Annotated in this window: 15 protein-coding genes and 1 pseudogene; 11 read left to right on the forward strand and 5 right to left on the reverse strand. The window is 62.3% G+C overall.

Annotation, left to right across the window (positions count from 1 at the left end):
• Window positions 1–486: 486 nt before the first annotated feature.
• Both JFX23_RS04880 and JFX23_RS04885 read left to right on the forward strand, forming a co-directional pair.
• Entirely contained in the window at window positions 487–1278 is a 792-nt protein-coding gene (locus JFX23_RS04880; protein WP_198775967.1) for a nucleoside/nucleotide kinase family protein, read from the forward strand.
• Window positions 1279–1420: 142 nt separating this feature from the next.
• Window positions 1421–2248 (forward strand): class I SAM-dependent methyltransferase, encoded by an 828-nt coding sequence (locus JFX23_RS04885; protein ID WP_198775968.1) that lies wholly within the window; start codon window positions 1421–1423, stop codon window positions 2246–2248.
• 66 nt (window positions 2249–2314) lie between these two features.
• Here the strand turns inward: JFX23_RS04885 and JFX23_RS04890 are convergent, their stop codons facing one another.
• Entirely contained in the window at window positions 2315–4972 is a 2658-nt protein-coding gene (locus JFX23_RS04890) for a lysylphosphatidylglycerol synthase transmembrane domain-containing protein (protein ID WP_233050591.1), read from the reverse strand.
• 96 nt (window positions 4973–5068) lie between these two features.
• On the opposite strand from JFX23_RS04890, the pseudogene JFX23_RS04895 reads away from it, so the two are divergent.
• From JFX23_RS04895 to pheA, 3 genes and pseudogenes are all read left to right on the forward strand, one after another.
• Window positions 5069–5704, forward strand: a pseudogene (locus tag JFX23_RS04895) (DedA family protein); the annotation flags it as partial.
• Window positions 5705–5914: 210 nt separating this feature from the next.
• Window positions 5915–8431, forward strand: a complete 2517-nt coding sequence (locus JFX23_RS04900) for a DUF6541 family protein (RefSeq protein WP_198775969.1) — start codon at window positions 5915–5917, stop codon at window positions 8429–8431.
• 276 nt (window positions 8432–8707) lie between these two features.
• Window positions 8708–9772, forward strand: a complete 1065-nt coding sequence (gene pheA / locus JFX23_RS04905) for a prephenate dehydratase (protein ID WP_198775970.1) — start codon at window positions 8708–8710, stop codon at window positions 9770–9772.
• 784 nt (window positions 9773–10556) lie between these two features.
• On the opposite strand, the gene JFX23_RS04910 is transcribed toward pheA, so the two are convergent.
• The 4 genes from JFX23_RS04910 to JFX23_RS04925 all read right to left on the reverse strand — a co-directional run bounded on the left by JFX23_RS04910 (window position 10557) and on the right by JFX23_RS04925 (window position 15931).
• Window positions 10557–11384, reverse strand: a complete 828-nt coding sequence (locus tag JFX23_RS04910; protein ID WP_198775971.1) for an ABC transporter ATP-binding protein — start codon at window positions 11382–11384, stop codon at window positions 10557–10559.
• Window positions 11384–12403 carry a FecCD family ABC transporter permease gene (locus tag JFX23_RS04915; RefSeq protein WP_198775972.1) on the reverse strand — a complete coding sequence of 340 codons (1020 nt, stop codon included), beginning with the start codon at window positions 12401–12403 and terminating at the stop codon, window positions 11384–11386. The genes JFX23_RS04910 and JFX23_RS04915 overlap by 1 nt, the downstream gene beginning before the upstream one ends.
• A gap of 52 nt (window positions 12404–12455) precedes the next feature.
• Complete coding sequence (locus JFX23_RS04920; RefSeq protein WP_198775973.1) at window positions 12456–13523, reverse strand: ABC transporter substrate-binding protein; 1068 nt, start codon at window positions 13521–13523, stop codon at window positions 12456–12458.
• A 1100-nt stretch (window positions 13524–14623) separates the two neighbouring features.
• On the reverse strand, window positions 14624–15931 hold the full coding sequence (locus tag JFX23_RS04925) for a diacylglycerol/lipid kinase family protein (RefSeq protein WP_198775974.1): 1308 nt from the start codon (window positions 15929–15931) through the stop codon (window positions 14624–14626).
• 230 nt (window positions 15932–16161) lie between these two features.
• Here JFX23_RS04925 and JFX23_RS04930 point away from each other — a divergent pair, with 230 nt between their 5' ends.
• The 6 genes from JFX23_RS04930 (at window position 16162) to JFX23_RS04955 (ending at window position 22740) form a co-directional block, all read left to right on the forward strand.
• Window positions 16162–16644, forward strand: coding sequence for a helix-turn-helix domain-containing protein (locus JFX23_RS04930; RefSeq protein WP_198775975.1), 483 nt, complete (start codon window positions 16162–16164; stop codon window positions 16642–16644).
• Window positions 16645–16770: 126 nt separating this feature from the next.
• Window positions 16771–17232 carry a PIN domain-containing protein gene (locus JFX23_RS04935; RefSeq protein WP_269815687.1) on the forward strand — a complete coding sequence of 154 codons (462 nt, stop codon included), beginning with the start codon at window positions 16771–16773 and terminating at the stop codon, window positions 17230–17232.
• A 159-nt stretch (window positions 17233–17391) separates the two neighbouring features.
• A complete protein-coding gene (serS, locus tag JFX23_RS04940) occupies window positions 17392–18666 on the forward strand; it encodes a serine--tRNA ligase (RefSeq protein WP_198775976.1) in 1275 nt (424 codons plus the stop codon).
• A gap of 5 nt (window positions 18667–18671) precedes the next feature.
• Window positions 18672–19589, forward strand: coding sequence for an HAD family hydrolase (locus JFX23_RS04945; protein ID WP_233050593.1), 918 nt, complete (start codon window positions 18672–18674; stop codon window positions 19587–19589).
• A 149-nt stretch (window positions 19590–19738) separates the two neighbouring features.
• The gene (locus JFX23_RS04950; protein WP_198775978.1) at window positions 19739–21331 is read left to right on the forward strand and encodes a xylulokinase; all 1593 of its coding nucleotides are present in this window, start codon (window positions 19739–19741) and stop codon (window positions 21329–21331) included.
• A 527-nt stretch (window positions 21332–21858) separates the two neighbouring features.
• Window positions 21859–22740, forward strand: a complete 882-nt coding sequence (locus JFX23_RS04955) for a DUF5926 family protein (protein ID WP_198775979.1) — start codon at window positions 21859–21861, stop codon at window positions 22738–22740.
• The last annotated feature ends 67 nt before the right edge of the window (window positions 22741–22807 follow it).

The raw sequence follows: 22807 nt of genomic DNA on the forward strand, positions 1-22807 counted from the left end.
AGGGCGTGTGCGCACTCTTATGGGGAAGGTGAATCTCTTCAGGCCCACGAGGTGCGAAAACGCGTCGAGCTGTGTGGAGAAGAATCTTGCCGAAAGCCTCCCAAGGGCCATGATCTTCCACAGATCCATCCAGCGAAAACTCCAACCAAGACTCATATCGAGGCTCGCTCGTACTGGCAGGAGAAGCGAATCGAGGTCCATTGGGACGGGAGCGATGCCTTACCTGAGGCTCTCCTCGATTCCTGCATGAATGCAATCCGCTCCCTGCACAATCCTCTTCGAACAGGAGATACTTCCACCGTCAAAGACGCTCCTGCCCAGGGGAAGTCGTCGCACCCGTTTGACAGTGCGACGCAAGAAAGAACAACAGCCAACAGTCCATGGAAGAGGCCAATCACAGGGGAGGCAGAGGCCCAGCAGACGGGCAACAACCTTGTCCAGGACAAGAGTTTCCAGACAGGCCAGAACCTCCTGCAGGGCAATGACGTGCAGACGGGCCACAATCGACGGGCAAGCCACAGCCTGGGGGAGGAGCAGGATCCCGACAGAACCCAGGAAGGTGGCGATGAGAAGTCGCGCCCGGCCACACCGATCATCCTTATCGATGGCCTGTCCGGAGCGGGAAAAAGCACTCTCGCACAAGCGCTCGCTCGCTCCCTCGCCTCCTCCCTGAGCGGCGACTTCGCTTCCCACGGCCCTGTTGAGTCTGTGCGCGTCCTCGCCCTCGACTCCCTGTACGAGGGATGGCACGGTCTGGACGCGGGGAGCACAATCGCCTCCAGAATCGCCAAAGACCTCGCAGAAGCACGCCCAGCACGCTACCGACCCTGGGACTGGGAGAGTGAATCCCGCGGCGAAGAACTCATCATCGAAGCGGGAGCTCCCCTGATTATTGAGGGCTGCGGTGCCCTGACGCGAGAATCGCGTCGATACGCCGCCATCGCCCTGTGGGTTGAGGCCGCTGGAGGCGAGAAAGAACGCTACCGGCGGGCGATCGGACGCGATGGAGAGATGTTCCGCGCGTGGTGGGAGACGTGGGCTGAACAGGACCTGGGGCGTCTTGCGGGACCGAGGCCGGGAGGGAACACGACACAGCTCGTCGCAAGAGCAGACACGGACCCGCGCGCTCACGCGGATCTGAGGGCAGACCTACAGCAACGTCGAACAAGAATGGAGGCGGATCCGCGCGCCCATGCGGATCTGAGGGCGGTGGGGATCTCGTCGGCGAAGGCAGCCGCGGATCCACGTGCCTACGCAGACCTCCTTGTCATCACCTGAGGCGATCGGCGCATGCTTCAACAGCGGCGCATTCTTCAACACCTGAGGGGCGGATCCGCCCACGCCTGATCACCTGCGGTGAAGCGAGCACTCGAGCCAGATCGGCCGCATCCCTTTTCCGCAGGCCCGATAAGATCCCCAGGTGGAATCCACTAACCCCTTCGAGGTCGAGGCACCGAGATACGGCGCCGTCAGACCCGCCTACCCGAGCCCCGTCCTCGACGCCCTCCTGAACGAGGCAGAGGCCTCTTTGGGACACCGGGCACATTTCGTCGCCGACATCGGTGCGGGAACGGGAAAAATGACGCAACTCCTCGCCCGACGGGGCCTTAGCGTCGTAGCGCTGGAGCCCTCGGAGGCGATGCGCCAGCACATGAGGGAAGACCTCATTCAAGAAGGATTCATCCTCCTTGACGAGGACGCCGCATCCGCTCCATCGACAATGCGGCAGAACCAAGGTACCCGAGGCGATAGCGAAACCATTGCCGTGCGCGCCGCGAGCGCCGAAGCGACCGGCTTGGCTGATGGCACCCTCGATCTCGTCGTCTTCGCCCAATCCTGGCACTGGGTCGACCCTGTCCGGGCAGCGGCCGAGGCGGCGAGGATCCTCTCTCCTGGTGGAGTGCTCGCGGCAGTGTGGAATCAGATGGATGTATCGATCCCCTGGGTTCACAGGCTGACGCGAATCATGCGATCAGGGGACGTCCATCGGCCCGAGGACCGACCGGACTTCGGAGACGCGTTTTCACGCCCTGAGCTCAAACTCGTCACATGGGAGGAGGCGATGACTCCCGAGCAGATCCTCGAACTGGGAACGACCCGCTCCTCCTACCTGAAACAAGACGAGGCCGGGCGTCGGCGGATGCAAGCGAATCTGCGCTGGTACCTGCATGAGCACTTGGGGCGTCCGAAAGGCTCGAGGATCCTGCTCCCGTACTGGACCCTCGTGTGGACGGCGCATCGGCTCTGAGCAGGCCTGTCATCCGCTAGGCACAACGCTAGGGATCAGGGGCAACGCTAGAGACAACGCCTGGGATCAGAGCAGATCCTTGTGCTCCATCCACTTCATCGCGACCCAGCCGAAGGGAATGCGCCCGTAGAAAGTGACGAGGCGATAGAGCACCGCCGTCGGCAGGCCGATCGATAGCGACACCCCCGCAACCTGCAGACCCGCCGTCAGGGCCGCCTCAACCGGGCCAATACCACCAGGCGAGGGGATCACTGAGCCCAAGGAGTTCGAGGCGAGGTAGGTGAGCGCCAGGGGCAGAAAATCCATCGACCCGCCCATGGCTGTCAGGGCGGCCCAGAAGGCTCCAATGAACCCGATGTTCATGATGACGTTGCCGCCAAGGATTGCAGCGAGTCTCTTCGGTTGCCCGACGATCCAGATAAGTCGTGGGAACACCTGCGTCCACGTCCGTTTGATTTTCGCCCAGATCCACTGGCGGAACTTCGGGACGGATAAGGCGATGCCGATCACCACGATGACCAGCACCACAACGGCGAGGATCGTGGCGTAGGGGAGCTGGACGGACAGGGAATTGCCCGAGAGGACCATGACGAGGAGCAGGAAGCCCAGCATGATGAACAGCTGGAGCAGCTGCTGCAAAGTGACAGTTGTTGCAGCAACCACCGTGTTGACGCGTTTCTTCTTCAATAGGCGCAGGTTCACGACAGCCGGTCCCACTCCCGCGGGAGCCACAATCGTCGCAATTGACGCCGCGACCTGAGCGCTCACTGCATCTCGGAAGCGCAGCTTCACGGGGCTGAGGGCCATGAGCGGGATCGCGCCACCCACCCAGGTCAGGCAGGCCAGTCCGAAGGAGATCGCCATCCACATCGGGTCCGCCTGAGTGACGGCAACGGCAATGTCTTCGAAGTTCAGCGAGCCGAGGACGACGACGAGCGCGGTGAACAAGACGGTCACCATGATTACAGTGCGTGGGGCGAACCTTTGGACATTCGTGAGTTCTACGCCCTCGGCCTCTTCGGTTCCGAGGACGAGGCCGCGTAGGTTTTCAAGGAAATCTCCGCGCCGCAGGGTCGAGCGTATGGATGAGGGCATGACCGCCGTTTGAAGGAGCGGAGCGGCGGTGGTCAAGGAGCGTTCGTCGAGGATGCGGCGCGCGGAGGCGAGCGCCCGTTCGGGGGTCGCCGCCTGGGAGAGGACGACGAGCATCTGCGCGATGTCAATCCTGCGGTTCAGTTCGGTGGTGGCAACCTCGCCGCGCTCCCAATCGACGATCCACAGGGCCCCTGATTCGTCGAGGACGATCGAGTTCTCATCAAGGTCGCGGTGCGTAATTCCGTGCGAGTGGGCGGCCTGGAGTTGACGCCACGCATCATCGAGGACGGAGTCCGGGATTGTTTCCGAGGGAAGCTGAGCCAGCGGGACTGTGGGTGGAAGGGCTTTGGAAACGCAGATGAAGGAATCCCCGGCCAAAGCGATGCCGACGACCTCGGGCGTGCGGACTCCAGCCTTGCGCGCACAGAGGGAAGCGAGGGTGGCGCGTTCAGCTGTCGCCTTCAACGACAGGGAAATCCAACGGCTGATCCCCCTTAGTCGCAGATTGTTCCACACGTCAACGATCGTTCCGAGAATCTCGCGCCCAGGATCTAAGACGACGGCTTCCACGGTGGAGCCGTCTTCGGTGAGGGCCTGGTAGTGGCGGTTGCCATCGGAGTCAGGACGGCGAGTCACGGTGTATTCGCCTGCTTCGAGTTCACGGTCGAGAAGGTGCAAGCGGCCTCGTTCGTCTTCGCCGAGGGTCGCGGACTCCAGGGGTTCGAGGGAGGTGTCGAGGTCGGAGCGGATGACGGACAGGGGTTTTACTCCGATGTCGAGCAGGGCTCGCACAATGTCCTTGGCGGAGGCGCGTCGGTCCTCGAAACCGAAGATCCAGCGTGCGGCTGAGCCGACTGCTCGGCCGAGGAAGACGGAGAGGAATGCACTCGGCAGGGTCATTGAGGAGCGCATGACGCCGAGGAAGACGATGACCCACAGTCCGATCCAGGACCAGCGGACGGTCTTCATGTTCTGCATTTCTCCGGCGACTGTGAACAGCGCGCACAGCACGACGACAACGAGGTTGATGCCGATTGCCGTCGAGGTGGAATCTGATTGCAGAGCGACGGCTTTCGCGACTCTGAGGGGCGCGGTCATTTCGGGGGGAAGCAGGGAGGTCGCGTACAGGGCCGCCCAGCCGAGGAGCGCGGCGACCAGACCCGTGACGAGCGCCTGGAGGATCGCTATGAGGCGACGGCGGCGGGCGAGGGCAATGACGACCGCGATTGGGGCGACGAGGACGACGCCGCCCTCAATGAGGGTGATCGGCAGAAGGAGGATTTCGCGGATGAAACGGAAGTGGAGGACATCTTCGGTGACGCCCTGAGTGGTGGCATTCGCGAAGACTCCGATCGCCCAGGTCGCGGCGATGCCGAGGATGGAGAGGACAACGTCGAGGAGGTCCGCGCGGCGCCGTTGTCGGGGTGTCGGACGGTCAGCAAAGCGGACTTCCCGGACGATGCGGCGTGTGGATAGCGCCGGGGCTTCGGAATCCGCGGGAGCCTCGGGGCTCTGAGGGGCAGAGGGAGCGTGATTCGGCTGGGGAAGCTTGAGGGCTTCAGGGGCATCGACGGACGCGGAAGGAGTGTCCTGCGTCTCAGGGGTTGTGCCCATTTCACCACTATCCATGGGCTTGATCTTACTGTCGAGCGACGGGCGGGTAGTGTGGAGACGCTCTAGGCGCCGACACAAGGAGACTGCGTGATCCTCCAAGCCCTCTCTCCCATGGCTGACGCTTCATGGCTTCAGACTTTCCTGAGCTGGTTCCACGATCCTGAAGGCCTCCTCCTCGCGATGGGTCCCTGGGTCTTGTGGGGGACCCTCGGCATTGTTCTCATCGAATCGGGAGTCCTTTTCCCGGTCCTTCCCGGCGACTCTCTCCTTTTCACGGCGGGTCTGCTGCATGATCGACTCGGCCTCCACCTTCCGACCCTCGTCGCCCTGACCTTCGTTGCGGCCTTCATTGGTGCCCAGATCGGCTACTGGATCGGTGCGCGCTTCGGCCGCAGGCTGTTCTCCCCAGACGCTCGATTCCTCAAAACCGAGTACCTCGACAAGGCTGAGCGCCACTTCGCTGACTATGGGGGCCGCGCCCTCGTGATCGGCCGGTTCATTCCCTTCGTGCGCACCTTCATCCCCCTGGCCGCCGGAATTGCGAGGTATTCCTACCCGAGGTTCCTCGTGTTCAATTCCCTGGGTGCGCTGCTGTGGGGTTCAGGAATTACCTACCTCGGTTCAGTCTTGGGTGGGGTTGCGTTCGTGCACGACCACCTCTCGCTCATCATCTTGGCGATCGTGGGGGTGTCCTTACTCCCGATGATCATCGAGTTCATTGTCCACCGGGGCTCTAAGGACTCGAAGGCTCAGGACTCTGGCGCTGAGGGCTTGAATGCCCAGGACTTGAATCCCGAGGACGAGGCCGCTGGAGAAGAGGAACCTGATGCTGCGCTAGTCGGCGACGTTAGTCGCTCATACGGCGGCTCCACGAGTGCCGATTCCTCTCACACTGCTTGCCTGGATGCTGCTTCGGAGGAGGCGAGGACAAGCTCGGAGAACCTGAGCGAGTAGTCGATGCTCGGACAGTGGTGGATGCTCACGCCGACGATCATTGAGATGCTGATCGCGGCGGTACTCCCCGCTGTTTTCTGGGTGCACGCCAAAGTCCGCTCCCCTCTGATCTCCTTGGCGGTCGCACCGGCGGTCACCTTCTTCTTCATCACTGTTTTATCGATTCTCTTCGAGCGGGTCGGCATCTCTTGGCAGCGTGAACACGTCCTCCCTGTCCTCGGGATCCTCACTCTCTTCGGCGCGCTCGTCCTCGTCTTCACGAAGGCCCGAGAGCTCACCGGAGGGCGAGTCACCCGAGGTGCGATCCGCCATGTTTTGGAGGAACGGAGGCGTGGGGGAGCGGAGCCGAGCCGAGCTGAGACGAGTGGACTCGACAAGGCGCGAGCGGCGAGGAGCCGAGTCGAGCCGGGCCGCGTGGAGCTGGGCTGCATCACGACGACTGGAGCCGAAACGAGTGGACTTGAGAAGGCCCGAGCAGCGAGGGGCCGAGTCGAGCCTGAACCAGTCGGCGGACCCATATGGGCGATGGTTGCGGCGGGCTCCTTCTTAGCTGCCCTCCCGATGCTCCTGCACGCGAACCCAGAATTGCCGGCCCAGCAGTGGGACTCGACCTTCCACCTCAACGGCGTATGGTCGATCCTCCAATTCGGATCGGCATCCCCCTTCGGAGGGCTCTCCGACCTCTACGGCGGGCGCAGCGTCTTCTACCCCACGACCTGGCACGCCTTCACCGCCCTCTTCTCCACCTCCCCGACAGTCATCCGAGCGGCGAACGCCTCCTCCATTGTCCTCATGATCATGTGGGTCCTCGGAGCGAGCGCATTGACGAGCGTCATCACCCGTCGACGCGGCGCGATCCTCGCAGCACCAATCCTTGCCGGACTGTTGCTCGACATGCCTGCCGATAACCTCACGATGTACAACCAGTGGCCCAACGCGATGGGCTTGGCCGCAGTGCCGGGTGTCGTTGCGCTCGCGGTCATCCTCGGTCGTCGCATCGCTGGCGCTTTCGAGGAAGGTATCCGCCCTCTTCTACGCGAGCTCTATTTGAGCATCTTCCTACTGCTTGGTGCGGCGGGGGCCAGCGCCGCGCATCCGAGCTCTGCTTTTGTGCTCGCCGCCCTCCTCATTCCCGCGCTCCTCGCGGGCTCTGTGACAGTCCTGCGGCGGGCTGTGGCTTCAGGATCGTGGCTTCGAGTCATTCTTGTCACCCTGATTGTTGCGTCCGCAACGCTCATGCCCTTCCTAGCGCTCACGACGAGCAAAATCCGCGCGATGGGTGAGTATCCGCGTCCGGGATTCACCTGGTCTTACGCCCTGTCGCACATGTTCACCCCCGCTCCGCCCTTCACCGAGACGACCTCCATGTCGATGATGATCCTCCTTCAGGCAGGACTGGTCCTCTTGGGCATCGCCTACCTGAGCGGCCTCATGACACCAAAGCTTCGAGGGATAGGGGGAGGGGCACCCTCGTCCTCGTCAATCACAAAGGGACCGGAGCGAGAACATGAGAAGCCCTCAGACTCTAAGCCGCCACTGAGCGGCGGGCAGTGGGATGACAACGAACCGGGGAGTCATGACGACCTGTGGGATGACGACCCATGGGATGACAAAGAATCTGGGGACGACGACCTGTGGGATGACAAGGCAACCCCTTTCACCCGCGAGCACCCGCGCGAGTGGCTCAGAGCACGAGACTGGCTCAAAGCAGAAGAACCCCTGTGGCCGATTGCGGCTTACCTCGTGTTCTGCGTGCTGACTCTGCTGGCCTACGCGCCCCTCGGTGAAGTCCGAACCTTCCTTCTCGCTCCCTGGTACTTGGACGCCCGACGCATCATGGGTGCGCACGGGCTCACCATGGTGCCGCTGATGGCGCTCGGTTTCGACTTTCTCGCCTCTATAGCGCACAAGATCCTCTCAGGAGCAACTGGCTCGGCACAGTCTTTTTCGCTCCCGCAGCTCGCCCCCTGGAAAGTCAAGGTCGCCCTCGGCCTCGTCCTTTTGACTCTCAGCGGTTTCGGCGCACTCGACTCACGATTGGCGGCCACCGACTATGTCTACGATCCCGAGAAACTGGGAAAACCCGGTATGGCCGACACCGCTGAGCTCGCAATGATCCGCCGCATGCGCCTGCGAATCCCCGGCGACTCCCTGGTTTTGGGCGACCCCATCGCGGGCGCCGCTTATACGGAGGTTCTCGGCCAGCACGAGGCCGTGTTCCCGCAGCTGAGCATGACCAATGGTGGGGAGCGCTGGCAGCAGGTCCTCGCTCACCGCTTCAAGGACATCCACACGGATCCGGAAGTGTGCGAGGTGGTCCGCGAACTCGGCATCACGCACTTCTACGAGGACGAGGACGGCTGGTACTACAACTTCAAGCGTTCCACGCGATCACCTGGCCTGTACGGCGTCGACACTTCGATGGGTTTCGAGTTGGTCGATCACGGGGGAACTGCGAAGCTCTACCGAATCACGGCCTGCGGCGAGATCGTGGGCAAAGGCTTGATGGGTAAAGGCTGAGTGGCGCGTCCGGCTGAGTGGCAAGGTCGCGGGTACCAGTTCGACAGGGAGCATGAGGCGAGGGCTAGCAGCAGAAATGTGTGTACAGGGTCAACGTGGCGTGGTGGATGCGAGCGTCCTGTCCAGCCTTTGCGGGTATGGTTGCCGTCTTCGGGGCTGAAGGGGGTGCCTGGCTGTGGACCGATGGGGTTAGGGGGCGTGAACCGGGCTGGGAGTGGCAAGCCCGCATCGGGAGACCAGGAGGCGATCAGGAGCGGGCTTCGTTAGCCTTGGCGCATGGAAGCCGCATCGACCCCCCTGTCATCGCGCGAAACCGCCCCGCCCTCGGCGCCCACGAACATCCCCGGTCCCGCGCCCAAGGGCGAGCGCATGCGCATCGGCTTCCTCGGCCCCTTCGGAACCTTCACTGAACAGGCTGTTCGACAGATCGCGCCCGCAGGTGCCGAACTCGTCCCGATGACTTCCGCGCCGCACGCACTGGCGGCCCTGCGCCGCGGCGAGGTGGACCGTGCAGTCGCCCCGATCGAAAACTCCATCGAAGGTGGTGTGAACGCGACCCTCGACTCGCTGGCGCACGGAGACCCGCTCGTCATCATCGCGGAAATGGTCGTCCCGGTCGTTTTCCAGCTCGTCGTCCGCCCTGGCACTCGGCCCGAGGATGTGCACAAGATCGGCACCCACCCTCATGCGTGGGCCCAATGCCGGAACTGGGTTGAGCAGACCTTCCCCGGCGCGATCCACGTCCCGACGACTTCAACCGCCGCGGGTGCGCAGCTGCTCGCGAACGGCGACGCGAACTTCGATGCGGCCTTATGCTCTGCAGTCTCAGTCGACACTTACGAGGTCGAAGCCCTGTTCAGAGATGTTGCCGATAACCCGGGCGCGGTGACGCGTTTCGTCCTTGTCGCACCCCCCGGGAATCTGCCGGCGCCGACTGGAGCGGACAAGACGACGATTCAGGTCGCCTTGCCCGTCAACGAATCGGGCGCTCTCTTGACTCTCCTCGAACAGTTCGCTGTGCGCGGTGTCGACCTGTCGCGCATCGAATCTCGGCCCAGCGGAGATGCTCTGGGTGACTACACCTTCAGCATCGATATTGTCGGCCACATTGCCGAGGAGCGGGTTCAGGCGGCCCTTGTCGGCCTCCACCGGTATTCGCCGGAGGTGCGCTTCATGGGTTCATATCCGAGGGTCGACGGTCGGCGCTCGGTGGTCCTGCCCGGAACGAGGGATGAGGATTTCCAAAAGGGGCGTGCGTGGGTCGCAGATCTGCTGCACGGCGGCGATGGCATGCACATTGATTCCTCCACGCCTGCGCCCTCGTGGCCGCTGCTCGGCTGAGGGCGCGGTCTCGACTGGGCTGAGGGGGTGGCCTCGACTGGGCTGAAGGGGCCTCGACTCCCCTGAGGGGGCGGCTGTCCACAAGTCGAACCGTATGCCTTACCTCTTTGAGGAAACCCCAGGTCAAGGTTTGAATCGTCGGAGCTATGCACGCTTTGTGTCCGACTTGTGACCCAATCCGGGGCTTGGTGTTCGACTGTCCAGCGGGGTTTTCCGGTTTGTTGGTTTTTCTCAACTCCCTTGTGCGTGAGTGAGGGATCGTCAAAGCGTGACAGTCTGACAGCGTGACGGCCTGACGGCGTGAGTGGAGGGGATAACGATGTGTGGAGGGGTTATATCCCCTCCACTTGTCGCCAAGCCCTCCTTTTTCAGGCCGTCAAGCACCCACCTCCCGCCAACCCCTCCTTTTGTGGGGGTGTTCGCTTGTCGGGTCTCGCTACCCCCTCCTTTTGTGAGGCCGTCAAGCCCCAACTCACTCCAAACCCCTCTTATGAGGCCGCTGCACATGTGGCGCGTCACTCGCTGGCTTCCTCGTCGTGCGGCTTTCCCTTCCCCGCCCCAATTGACTCTCCCGTACCCGAGCTCGCCCGCGACAATCGCGACCGCTGACTCTCCCCGCCCGTCCGGCTCTCCCTCTCCCTACTCGAGCAGCGGTCGCACCAGAAGTGGTGCTGTCGCGCCATAGAAGAACCGGTGCTTTCGAGCCCCAAGGAGCCTGTGCCTTCGACTCTTGCAGCAGGGCAGCTGGTTACGACTCTTGCAGCGGGGCTACTGACGCCGAGTCTTACAGAGTCGCGAGGGCGGCACGGCGCCCCACCTCGGGGACATCAACGATGCGCACGGGTATCTTGTAAACGCGCGAGAGCGTGTCCTCAGTGACGACCTCGCCCATGCTGCCGACGGTGAGGCATCCTTCGCGGTCGAGGATTCCGACGCGGTCGTTGAGCATGATCGCGTGATCGGGGTTGTGCGTCGTCATAATGACGGCGTAGCCACGTTCGATGAGGTCTCGCACGACGCGGATGACCTTGAGCTGGTTGCCGAAGTCGAGGGCGCTGGTCGGTTCATCGAGCAGGATCAGCCGGGGATCTTGAACGAGGACGCGCGCGAACATGACCTGCTGTCGTTCACCTCCGGACAAGGCGGTGTAGGACTTGTCAGCGAGGTGGGTGATGCCCAGGTCGTTGAGTGTGTCGGCAACCCGCTGATAGTCCTCCTTCGAGGGCATGGAGAATCGCGAGATATAGGGGGCGCGCCCCATGGCGACGAAGTCTAAGACTCGGTAGCCGTAGACGGATGCGTGGCTTTGGGGGACGAAACCGATGCGCCTGGCGATGGCCCCTGTGCTCATGTCGCTCAGTGCCCGTCCGGTGATGCGAACAACCCCCGCCTCGGGCTTGAGCTGGCCGGCTAGGCATCCCAGTAGTGTCGATTTTCCGGCACCGTTGGGGCCTAAGAGTGTGAAGGAATGACCAGCGTCGAGGTCGAAGGACACCTTCTCGAACACAGGTGGGGCGCCCTCGTAGGCGAAGCTGAGGCCGTGGACCATGAGGATAGGCTCCGAGACAGCGGCTCCCGCGGTTGCGCTTCGCGTGCCGGGGATGGACGTCATCATTGGATGGTCACCCGGTTTCGGAAGAGGAGCCAGATGTAGAGGGGGGCACCGATGAAGCCGGTGAGGATCGACAGGGGTATTTCAGCGGCGGAGAGGGTGCGCGCGAGGGTGTCGATCACGAGCATGAAGATCCCTCCGATGACGGCTGATACGGGCAGGAGGCGCGTGTTGTCGGGACCGGCAATGAGGCGGCCGATGTGCGGGACGACCAGGCCAACCCATCCGACCGTGCCTGAAATACAGACGGCGCATCCGGTCAGTGCGGTCGCGCAGACGATTGTGGTCAGGCGCGTCGAGCGGAGAGAGACGCCAAGGGATTGGGCCTGCTGGTCGCCCAGGGAAAGAAGGTTGACGCGCCAGCGCATGGCGAAGAGAACGAGCGCGGCCACCGACATGACGGGGGCGACCATCGCCACCTCGCTTCCCTTAATCTGCGAGAAGGACCCCATCATCCAGTAGGTGATGTCAGCGAGTTCCGTTTCCGGGTCTGCAATGTACTTGAGCAGGCCGAGCGTGGAGTTCATCAGTCCAGCCACGATGACGCCGGAGAGAATGAGGGTCATCGTTGAAGTGTTGCGCAGCAGACGCGGAATGAAGGTTGCGAGGGCGACCGCCGCGAGGCCAGTTGCGAGCGCCAGGATCTGCAAGGATGCGCGCCCGGTGTGCAGGAGGATCGCGCTTGCTGCGCCGACGCACGCGCCAGCCGACACTCCCAACAGGTCAGGGGAGACGAGGGGGTTGCGGAACACCCCCTGGTAGGTGGCACCGGAGAGCGCGAGGGCCGCTCCGACGCAGGCAGCCCCGAGGGTTCGGGGCAGGCGTACCTGGAGGATGACAGTTTCGACTGCGTGTGGCCACGTGACCTCCACGTGGATACCGGGGAGGGTACCGATGAGGATACGCGCTACCGTCGGCGGGGATATCTGGTAGTTCCCCAGGCACATGGCGAGGACCCCCAGGGCGGCGAGGAGGAGGAATAGGGCGGCGACCAGTGGCCAGACGCGTTGTCGACCCATAGATGGTCTTTCTCTCTCGCCAGTCTCCTGGGAACCCTTCGTCATGGTCGTGTCACTCTGTGGGGAAGAGGATCGACTGCAGATCCTCGTCGCTGGCGTCGTAGTGGTAGTAGGTCGAGTAGAAGTCGTAGGTGTACTTGTTCATGTCGACGTCGCCGAAGAGCTCGGGCTGGATGACGGTCGCGGCCCACACGGGCTGCAGGACTTCGTCTGCGGAGCGTACACACCACACGAAGACACCCTTGGGGTTAACGTAGACGCGGTTGTTCTTGACGGCTTGGAGGTCTGCGAAACGCGAGTCGCTCATGTACTCCGTCTTGTGCGCAGCGTCGCGGGCGACGATAACCTCGGGATCCCAGGCGAGCAGGTCCTCGAGTGTGATGTCTTTGAAGGTGCCTTCGATGCCGTTTTCCGTCGCAACGTTGACGCCGCCGGCCATTTCGATCCAGTCGGTGACGATGCTCCCTGCGCCCTCGGTGTTGAGGGTGTTCTTCGCCGCGTAGAAGACGCGGGGGCGGTCTGCGGTTGCAATGGCGTCGGTGCGGCCCTTCACGAAGCTCATGTTCGTCTGGTAATCAGACACGAGGTTCGCGGCGATCTTCTGCGCGTCTCCGCCGAAGATCTCGCCCATGAGGGTCAGGCCGTCGATGACGTCTTGAGCGGACTTGAAGTTGCTCTGGACGGCGGGGATCCCGGCATCGATGAGGCTCTGCTGGGTCTTCTCGTCACCGACGAACACGACATCGGGAGCTGCAGCCAGCAGGGACTCCATGTTGACGGATTCGCCGAAGATGTTCGGCAGGTCCGCGATCTGTGGATACAGCTTGAGCATCCACGGGTTCTTCTGGTTGGACGCAATCGCGGACACGTTCTTGTCCTGGACCCCCAGCATGAGGAAGGCCTCTTCCATCGCGGGGAAGGAGGCGGCGACCTTGTTGACGGTTGCGGGGATTTCGACCTCGACGCCGCGAAGGTCGGTGACGGTTCGGGTGCTTGCGCTGACTTGCTCGGAGGTACTTGAGGGATCCGACTGGGGAGCAGTCGTGTTGGTCGAGCATGCGGTCAGTGAGAATGCGAGGGCAATGCCCACGATGGGAGTGAGTCGACGTAAGAGTGTCATATTCATCCGTTCTTCAGCTGCGGGGCGACGGTGGAGCATCGGGTTGTTCCACGAAGATGCCCAAAATGATGGGGTGTGCCCCGTCATTATAGGAAGTTTGGGAAGAAAATAGAGGGAAGTGGCAGGTGTTTTCTCTTGGTGGCGATGTTCGGGCCTGCGTGTGTCCTTCGCAGATCCGCCAGAGTTCGTGTGTTTAAGCCCTCAAGGCTTGAGAGCAGGGGCGAGCTCAACAGGTGTGATAGCGTCGGTGTGCTTGTGCTCGTTTTCCCCTCCAAAATGCTGTCTGCGGGTGGAGGGTGGTTCGAGGCCGGGGGTGGTTGCTCGAGGTACCTGGTTTGCTCTGCTGATGTTGATGGTGGTTCGAGGTGGAGGGTGCTTCGAGGTTGCGGGAGGGTGGTTCGAGGTGGAGGGTGCTTCGAGGTTGCGGGAGGTGGCTTGAGGTCGGGGGGATCGAGGGGACGGCGGCTTGATCTTGGAGTGGGGGGGGTCTAAGGGGAGTGGAGGGGGAGCCTAAGGCGAAGCTGGGAGTGACTTGGACCCAAGCTCGCCTATCCGAGCGGTGTTCCGCATAGCGGCGTCCGCTTGGCGGGTGTCGTCAACCCCTCCTTTGGTGACCCGTTCGGGTGTGGCTGTCCACAACTCGAGCGCTATCTGTCGACTCAAGAAAGAAACCCCAGGTCAAGGTTTGAATCGTCGGACTTGTGGACGCTCGGTGTCCGACTTGTGACCCAATCCGGGGCTTGGTGTTCGACTGTCCAGCGGGGTTTTCCGGTTTGTTGGTTTTTCTCAACTCCCTTGTGCGTGAGTGAGGGATCGTCAAAGCGTGACAGTCTGACAGCGTGACGGCCTGACGGCCTGACGGCGTGAGTGGAGGGGATAACGATGTGTGGAGGGGGTATATCCCCTCCACTTGTCGTCAACCCCTCCTTTTTCGGGTCGTCAAGCACCCAGCTCTCGCCAAACCCTCCTCTTCTGAGGCAAGTTGGGGCTTATGAGGCAGGTTGGGGCACAAGGTCAAAGATGTTGTGGCTCAAGAACGAAGATGCTGTGGCTCGAGGTCGAAGATGAGGATGGCGCGGCCGACCCGGCAGAGGGCGCCTTCACAGGACCTTCGGCACGGACACATCCAATACGCCCTGATCAACGCGCACGTGCACAGTCGTAGCCGTCCCCACAGGATCGCCGTCAACTTGCACAGTCTGCGGTGTTTGCGCGCAGACGGACACCCCCTCGGCCTGGCGGAAGTGAATCTGCCCGGTCGAATTGGCCAGGTTGAAGGCCTTGAGGCCGAGCCTTTGGAAGAGGATCTTCCACGACAGATCCGCCCACCCGAGTAGGCCCGCCTGAGTGTCGACCGCGATCACATCGAGAAGGCCATCATCCAGGCGCGCCCCCGGAGCAAGAGTCACGTACGGAAGATCCCCGCAGTTCGCGAACATGAGGGACTTCGATTCGATCCACGCCATTTCCTGCGCCGGCGCGTTCGCAAGCTCTTCGCCCTCGAGAATCGCCGAGGTCGACACGACCCTGCTGGAGGCCTCGGAAGCAGGCGCATCGCCGACAGGGTCATCAGCCGGACGGGGGCGACGCAAAATCACGCGCATCCCGGTGCGCGCTGTGGTCATGGCCCCCAGGGCGGCAATGACGTAGGCGACCCAGCCGATGTGCTTCTTCAACTCGGAGTCCGTCTTCGCCATGGTCTCCCCGTCGAAACCGAGGCCGGAGATCACGACGAAGGAGTACTCGTTCGTTGAAGGAAGGGACTCGGGCTCAGGCAGCTCAATCCCCTCATCGACGCGCAGACAAGTGCGGGCGGCTCGCACCAACATGCCCTCTGCGGGCAGGGAGGACGGCTCTTCAACACCATCGACTCTCAGCCACCCGCAGTCCACAAGACGATGCTCATTGCCGAGGGCGACCCGCACAGCCGCTGGTACATCATCGATTGGAAGCTCGAGATTTCGCGCGAGAAGATTACCGGTTCCCACGGGGATGACGCCCATGCGGATCCCCATTCCGGCAAGGCCTGCCGCGACCGCGCGAACGGTCCCGTCACCACCGGCTGCGATCACAAGAGAAGCGCCGAGGGCGACCGCACGAAGAGCCTGACCGGTGCCGGGGTCTTCGACGCTGGTTTCACACCATTGGACTTGGGGGACCCCCATTTCCTCAGCAGTTTTTTCGACCTGCGCTTTGAAAGCATTGAGGTCCGCGTGCTTCGAGGGATTGACGATCACCCACGGCCTCGTGCATCCGCACTCAGGATCCATCGCAGGTGCGGGAGTGAGCATCGCCTCGCGACGAACCCTGCGCCTGGCGTACTGGGCGAGGAGAAGACGAATCATCCACGCAAAGGCGATGAGGATGACGAGAAGGAAGGCCACGAGGATCCAGGTCTCCAGAGTCATGCTGCCAGATTATCTGCCGTCCGGTGGGAGCGTTGGGCTCATGCAGGATGCAATGGTGCTGAGCAGAGTGAGCGCTTGCGCGATTGCCCGTAGGCGTGCTGGGGGTGGAGGAATGGATTGCGGTGCCCTGGAGGTGAACTCTTGTCCTGTTGAGTCGGAGGCGATAGGCTCAATTCACTCAAAACGATCAATTCGCGCAAATCGATTGTGAAAGGAGTTGTGGACTTCCGATGCCAACTCATGAGAGTACCTACCTGCCTGAAGAGCTTGTCACCCAGCGTTTCGCAAAGATGGTTGAAGCCCTTGAGGAGGAGCCGGGCGAAGCGTGTCTGCTTGTCGGGGGAAAACGAATCGAATTGACGAAGGAGATGGCTGATATCCTCACCGCGGTCGCCCGAGCAATGGAACGGGGACTCGCAGTGAGCGTCGTTCCGCAGAATACGCGAATGACGACGCAGGAGGCCGCTGACTTCCTCGGAATGTCCAGATCAACCCTCGTGAGGATGCTCGAAGCCGGAGAGATCCCCTTCGAGAAGGTGAGACGTCATCGTCGACTTTTGCTTTCTGATGTACTCGAATACAGGGAACGACAGCGCAGATGCGCGAACGAGGCGCTTGCGGACATGGTTGCCGACGGGCAAGCGATGGGAGCCTACGACATCGATCCTGCTGAAGCGCGTCGTGCCCTCGCGAGGATTCGAGCGGGGGAATGATGTATGGCTTTCTCGGCTCTCCTTGACGCTTGTGTTCTGGTGCCGAGCACTCTTCGTGACCTGCTTTTGGAGTTGGGCACGACGAACGTATATCGGCCCCTGTAAAGCGAGCGGATCGAAGATGAAATGACGAGGACGATTCTTCGCTTGAGCGAGAAACGAGGGCGTGATGCTCAGGAATCAAGGGAATACGTCAAACGCCTGACAAAGCAGATGAATGCGGCACTGCCTGATGCCAAAATCGCGGATTGGGAAGAGTTTGAACATCAGGTTCCCCAAGGTCCCGATCCGAATGACCGACATGTTGTCGCGGCGGCAATTGCCGGACGCGCCGACGTTATCGTGACCTTCAATATCAACGATTTTCCCGAGTCGTTTGTGCCGCGTGAACTCGACGTACTCCATCCCGACGAGTTCCTCCTCGACCTGCTCGATCTGAATCCTCGGCTTGTCCAGGATTCTGTGAAAGTGATCGTTACTCGAAGCGGCCGAAAGGGCCCGAAATGGGGGTTCGGAGATCTTCTCGAGCGCCTTGAACGCGAGGAAGTGTCGAGATTTGCAGCCGAGATGCGGCAATTGCTTACTTGAGAGCAAGCAAGGATAGGGTCGCTTTTCGAGGGGCCCTAGGTTTTCAAGGAGCCCCTCAGCAGGAAGTCAACACGCGTTTGCGTGATTGTGCCGCTTCCTTAAGAACAAGCGCCTGGGCCGCGACGATCACTCGGTGCCCGACTGGCTTAGGATTGCGCCATGATCGATATTCGCGCACTCCGTGAGAACCCCGAACCCGCACGCGTCTCCCAGCGCGCTCGCGGCGGCGACGTCGAACTCGTCGACCGCATTCTCGAGGCCGACGCGCTTCGCCGCACCAGCCTTCAGGAATTCGAGTCGCTCCGCGCCTCTCAAAAGGAGATCTCGAAATCGGTCGGCAAGGCCTCGAAGGAAGAACGCCCCGCGATTCTCGCGAAAGCGAAAGAGCTCGCTGAGCAGGTGAAGGCCTTGGAGGCGCGCGCGAACGAGGCTGATGCTGAGGCTGAGCGTCTCGCCCGCCTCCTGCCGAACCTCGTCCTCGACGGCGTGCCCGTCGGAGGTGAAGAGGACTTCGTGGTCCTGCGCCACGAGGGTCCGGCGATCAGGGATTTTACGGCCGAGGGTTTTGAGCCCGCTGATCATCTCGCCATCGGTGAGGGCCTCGACGCGATCGACACGAAGCGCGGTGCGAAAGTCTCGGGTGCCCGTTTCTACTACCTCAAGGGAATTGGCGCCCGCCTGGAGTTGGCGCTCATGACGATGGCCCTCGACCAGGCCCTCGCAGCGGGCTTCGTCCCGATGATGACCCCGACCCTCGTGACCCCGCAGGTGATGGGCGGTACCGGCTTCCTCAACGAGCATTCGGAGGAGATTTACTACCTGCCTGCTGACGACCTTTACCTCACGGGCACTTCCGAGGTCGCCCTCGCCGGCTATCACAGCGATGAAATCCTCGACCTGTCTGCGGGTCCGAAGCGATACCTCGGCTGGTCGACCTGCTACCGCCGCGAAGCAGGTTCAGCGGGCAAGGACACGCGTGGCATCATCCGCGTACATCAGTTCAACAAGGCTGAAATGTTCTCCTACTGCCGCCCTGAAGAGGCCGCCGAAGAGCACGAGCGCTTCCTCGCCTGGGAAGAGGAGATGCTCCGCAAGGTCGAATTGCCTTACCGGGTCATTGACACGGCGGCAGGTGATCTTGGCACCTCCGCCGCCAGGAAGTTCGATTGCGAGGCGTGGCTGCCCACCCAGTCGCGGTACATGGAGGTCACCTCGACCTCGAATTGCACGACATTCCAGGCCCGTCGTCTCGGCGTTCGCGAGCGCCGCGAGGACGGCATGTTCCCGGTCGCAACCCTCAACGGCACGCTGGCGACGACCCGTTGGCTCGTCGCGATCCTTGAGAACCACCAGCTCGCCGATGGGTCGCTTCGTGTTCCCGAGGCCCTGCGCCCCTATCTTGGCGGGCTTGAAGTCCTCGAACCCGTCAAGTGAGCGGCATGGAGCCGATCCTGAACCTCGTGTCGCCGCCCCCATCAGGGGAAGAACCGATCCCCTTCGAGACCTTGGTCGAAGCGGCGCGCCTCGCCCTGCCCGCCGACATGCCGAAGGATCCTACGAAAATCCTCGTTGCAGTGGATCTGGATGGGACGGTGCTCCTCCCCTCGGGACCTTCGCCTCGCGTTCGCGAAATGATGGCCGAGGCCGACCGTGCAGGCCTTCAAACGGTGGTCGCGACCGGCCGTTCTTTCGAAGCGACCGCTCCTGTCCTTCATCAACTCGGCGACCCTCAAGGGTGGACGATCTGCTCGAATGGCGCGGTGAGCGTCCAATTCGACGCGCGTCAAGGCGTGGTGTCCTCGAGAATCCGTACTTTCGACCCGACGGACCTCATTGACCTCGTCTTAGAGGGGATCCCTGATGCGCTGATCGGATTGGAAGTGTCCGATTGTTTCTTGCTGTCGGGTGGTTTCCCTCCAGGCGAGTTCATCGAGACTCACCGCGTCCATCCGGTCGAAGAACTGCGCGGCAAGGAGACGATCAAGCTCGTCATTCGCGCTCCAGAAATGGACCGAGATGACTTCCAGGACCTGGTCGATGAACTCGGCATCTCCGAGCGCTACGAGTGTTCGGTCGGCTGGACGAGCTGGGCGGATGTCTTGCCGCTTGGTGTCACCAAGGCCAGCGGTTTGCATGAACTCGCCGAGACCCTCGGGATCGGAAGGGCCGGAACCGTCGCGATCGGTGATGGCACGAATGACGTTCCGATGATCCGATGGGCGAACTTCGGCGTCGTCATGGGTGGTGCTGCGGACAACATCAAGGCAGAGGGCGATCACGTGACCGGTGCTGTGGAGAACGACGGAGCTGCGGCCGTGATCCGCGCGGTGCTCGACCATTGCGGGCTCGCACGCTGAACTCGTTGCTGATTCCGCTGAGCTCAGCGCTCATACCGCTGAGTTCAGCGCCGCTTTCGCGATGAGGACAGGCCGCGAATCGGTGGCCAAGACGAGGCTCGCAGTGGCAGAATCTCGGGGGGAAGCGCCAAGGACGGAAGGACCCCGAGATGACTGGCGAAGCGAAAGACCTCATTGAAAACGGGCGGACCGCTCTTGGCATCGAGCTCGGCTCCACACGCATCAAAGCCGTATTGATCGGCCCAGATCACGAGATCCTCGCTTCCGGGGGCCACTCCTGGGAGAACCGACTCGTCAATGGACTCTGGTCTTATTCCCTCACAGAGGTCCGAGAAGGGCTTCAACATGCGTATGCGACTCTCGTCGCCGATGTGAAGGAACGCTACGGCCTCGTCCCAAGGAGCTACGGTTCTGTGGGCATTTCCGCAATGATGCACGGCTACCTGGCTTTCGATTCCGAGGGCGAACAGCTCGTGCCCTTCCGCACCTGGCGCAATACGAACACGGGGCGCGCCGCCTCACAACTCATCGACGCCTTCAACTTCAATATTCCACTGCGCTGGTCGATCGCCCACCTGCACCAGGCGGTCATTGACGAGGAAGCCCATGTCCCCTCTCTTGCGTCGATCACGACCCTGTCGGGGTGGGTGCACCGTCAACTCACCGGCCGCAATGTGCTCGGCGTGGGCGACGCCTCGGGCATGTTCCCGATCGATTCAAGGAGTGGCACCTACGACGCTGCTCGGGTCGAGGCCTACGACGCCCTCGTCGCTGATCGGAATTTCGGCTGGAAGCTCGCCGATCTGCTGCCCGAGGTTCTGCCTGCGGGCGCGAGGGCTGGGGAGCTCACTGAAGCAGGCGCGCTCCTGCTTGACCCGACGGGCACGCTCAAACCCGGCATCCCCTTCTGCCCTCCTGAGGGTGACGCCGGGACCGGCATGGTCGCGACGAACTCAATCGCCCAAAGGACCGGCAACATTTCTTGTGGCACTTCCGTGTTCCTCATGGTCGTCCTCGAAAAGGCGCTGTCGCGCCTGCACACCGAGGTCGACATGGTGACGACCCCGGACGCTTCGCCCGTCGCGATGGTCCATTCGAATAATGGCGCCTCCGAGGTTGACGCATGGGTTGGCATGTTCGTGGAGTTCGCGAAACTTGCGGGCATGGAGCTGGATGTTTCGCAGGTCTACGAGCTTGTGTACTCCAACGCTTTGAAGGGCGATGCGGATGGCGCTGGCCTGCTCGCCTACAACACGCTGTCGGGCGAGCCGATCATTGGGCTTGAGGGCGGACGCCCCCTGTTCACCCACACTCCGGAGGCGGTGTTCACTCTCGCGAACGCCTTTAGGACCCAGCTCATGAGCATTTTCGCTCCGATCCGCATCGGCCTTGACATTTTGGGGGCCGAGGGCGTGGCGCTTGATGAGCTCTTCGCGCACGGTGGATTGTTCAAGACTGCGGGGGTCGCGCAGAAGATCCTCGCCGATGCACTCGGCATTTCCGTGTCCGTCGGTGAGACTGCGGGCGAGGGTGGCGCGTGGGGCATTGCGGTGCTTGCGCGTTATGCGCTCGCGAAGGCCGAGGGCGAGTCCCTCCCGGACTATCTGAGGGAGAGGGTGTTCGCTTCCGCGCAGGCGAATGTCATTAATGCCGACCCGGCCGATCATGAGGCCTATAACCGTTTCCTGGCTCGCTACCGCAGGGCTTTGCCCGTGGTGCAGGCGGCGGCGGACAATTCCTGAGCCTCCAGCCTTCAGACGGTAGCCTCCAGCCGCTAGCCGGAAGCCGCCAGACGGTAGCCTCCAGCCTCCGTTTGGGAGCTTCCACGCCTGCTGCTGAGTGTCTGCAATAGTCCTGCTCAGTGCTTGCAATCGTCTTGCTGAGTGCTTGCAACAGCCTCCTGGGGGCTGGTGGGGTTTTCCGCGCCGGGGTGCGGCGCCTGCACATCTGCACAAGAGCCCCGGGCTCTTGTGGGAGCGTTCGCGGAGCTGACCGCATCAGGGACGCCATGAGGAACATCCCCGGGCGATTGTGGGGGCTTCGCTCCTCCCCGGTAACACGCCCTGCCTGGGGCGTTGTGATGCGTTGTGATGCATGCTGGGTGTGCACCGAGTTTTTCGGATGCGGTATCGGAGTGGAGCCTCGCGAGCGGCGGCGAATGTGCAATCCGGATGATGGGCGCTCAGACGGCTGCAGCGGAGGTTGTGGAGTAGCTGGGCGAGGATCTTGGCGTAGGTGAAGGGCGCGACACCCCGCTACGATTGCGCTCATGGGTAAAGCAAGTCGCCGTAAGAAGGTCGCGAATCCTGCCGCTCTGGCGCAGTATCGCGCGCCGATTCCCTTCGTCGCTCGCCCCTTCGAGGGCCTTCCACGCGAGGTTGAGCTCGTCGCCATGCGAGAGATCATCCCCTGCGCCACTCTGACTGCTCGCACGAACGCCGATCACGGCTCCGTGGCCTTCGACTTCGTGACCGCACTTCCCGATGGTCGCGGTGCGATGGTCCGCGGCGATGGTCGGATTCTCGTGGCCCTGCAGACTCGTTCGAACTCGGGCGATCTGTCGCACGATGCGGGCGCAGCGCTACTCAATGCGATCTCCGCGAAGCAGAACGGAGACGAGGGCCTCGTCGATTTCAACGTGCGCGATCCTTCCGAGCGACTGCAAGACATTCTCGACCCCGATTCGCTCGGCGAAATGGTCTTGGAGGAGAACTTCGCTTTCTGGCTCAATCCGGACGAGGATTGGGATGAGGCGACTCGTCGTGCCCTCGAGGAGAATCACAACGAGATCATCCCGACCGTGAAGGTCGAGGGCGTTGAGGGCATGTACTGGTGCGAGATGAACCGCAACTTCGTTCGTTACCTCTCCGATGTTGAAGAGTCGCCCCTTTTTGATGCTCTGGCCCGTGTTCAGGCCGCCGGAAAGGCGAACCTGGGTGAGGGTTCGCGTTTCATCGGTGCCTTCCGCGCCTGCGGTATTGCGATCCCCGTGTTCGAACTGGCTGAGGGTGTGCGCGCCGAGGACATCGTGAAGGAGGCTGGAGTCCTTGAGAAGGCCATTGCGGCTGCCCTCAAGGTGAAGGAGCCGCTCACGCCTGAAGAGAGGCGTGCCCGTCAGGGCATGGTGTCGCGTCAGGTGACGATTCGCTGATCGAAGCCGCAGAGTCGATCTTCATCATCGGACCGGACCGGATCGGACCGGGTGGCGGCCTTAGCCA

The sequence above is a fragment of the Schaalia cardiffensis genome (assembly GCF_016405145.1).
In the GTDB taxonomy this organism is placed as follows: domain Bacteria; phylum Actinomycetota; class Actinomycetes; order Actinomycetales; family Actinomycetaceae; genus Pauljensenia; species Pauljensenia cardiffensis.

Coding starts and splice junctions, on each gene's coding strand:
- JFX23_RS04900 (WP_198775969.1), top strand. CDS start 5,915: ATGCTCGGACAGTGGTGGATGCTCACGCCGACGATCATTGAGATGCTG.
- JFX23_RS04920 (WP_198775973.1), bottom strand. CDS start 13,523: ATGACACTCTTACGTCGACTCACTCCCATCGTGGGCATTGCCCTCGCA.
- JFX23_RS04910 (WP_198775971.1), bottom strand. CDS start 11,384: ATGACGTCCATCCCCGGCACGCGAAGCGCAACCGCGGGAGCCGCTGTC.
- JFX23_RS04915 (WP_198775972.1), bottom strand. CDS start 12,403: ATGGGTCGACAACGCGTCTGGCCACTGGTCGCCGCCCTATTCCTCCTC.
- pheA (WP_198775970.1), top strand. CDS start 8,708: ATGGAAGCCGCATCGACCCCCCTGTCATCGCGCGAAACCGCCCCGCCC.
- serS (WP_198775976.1), top strand. CDS start 17,392: ATGATCGATATTCGCGCACTCCGTGAGAACCCCGAACCCGCACGCGTC.
- JFX23_RS04925 (WP_198775974.1), bottom strand. CDS start 15,931: ATGACTCTGGAGACCTGGATCCTCGTGGCCTTCCTTCTCGTCATCCTC.
- JFX23_RS04950 (WP_198775978.1), top strand. CDS start 19,739: ATGACTGGCGAAGCGAAAGACCTCATTGAAAACGGGCGGACCGCTCTT.
- JFX23_RS04935 (WP_269815687.1), top strand. CDS start 16,771: ATGACGAGGACGATTCTTCGCTTGAGCGAGAAACGAGGGCGTGATGCT.
- JFX23_RS04955 (WP_198775979.1), top strand. CDS start 21,859: ATGGGTAAAGCAAGTCGCCGTAAGAAGGTCGCGAATCCTGCCGCTCTG.
- JFX23_RS04945 (WP_233050593.1), top strand. CDS start 18,672: ATGGAGCCGATCCTGAACCTCGTGTCGCCGCCCCCATCAGGGGAAGAA.
- JFX23_RS04930 (WP_198775975.1), top strand. CDS start 16,162: ATGCCAACTCATGAGAGTACCTACCTGCCTGAAGAGCTTGTCACCCAG.
- JFX23_RS04890 (WP_233050591.1), bottom strand. CDS start 4,972: ATGGATAGTGGTGAAATGGGCACAACCCCTGAGACGCAGGACACTCCT.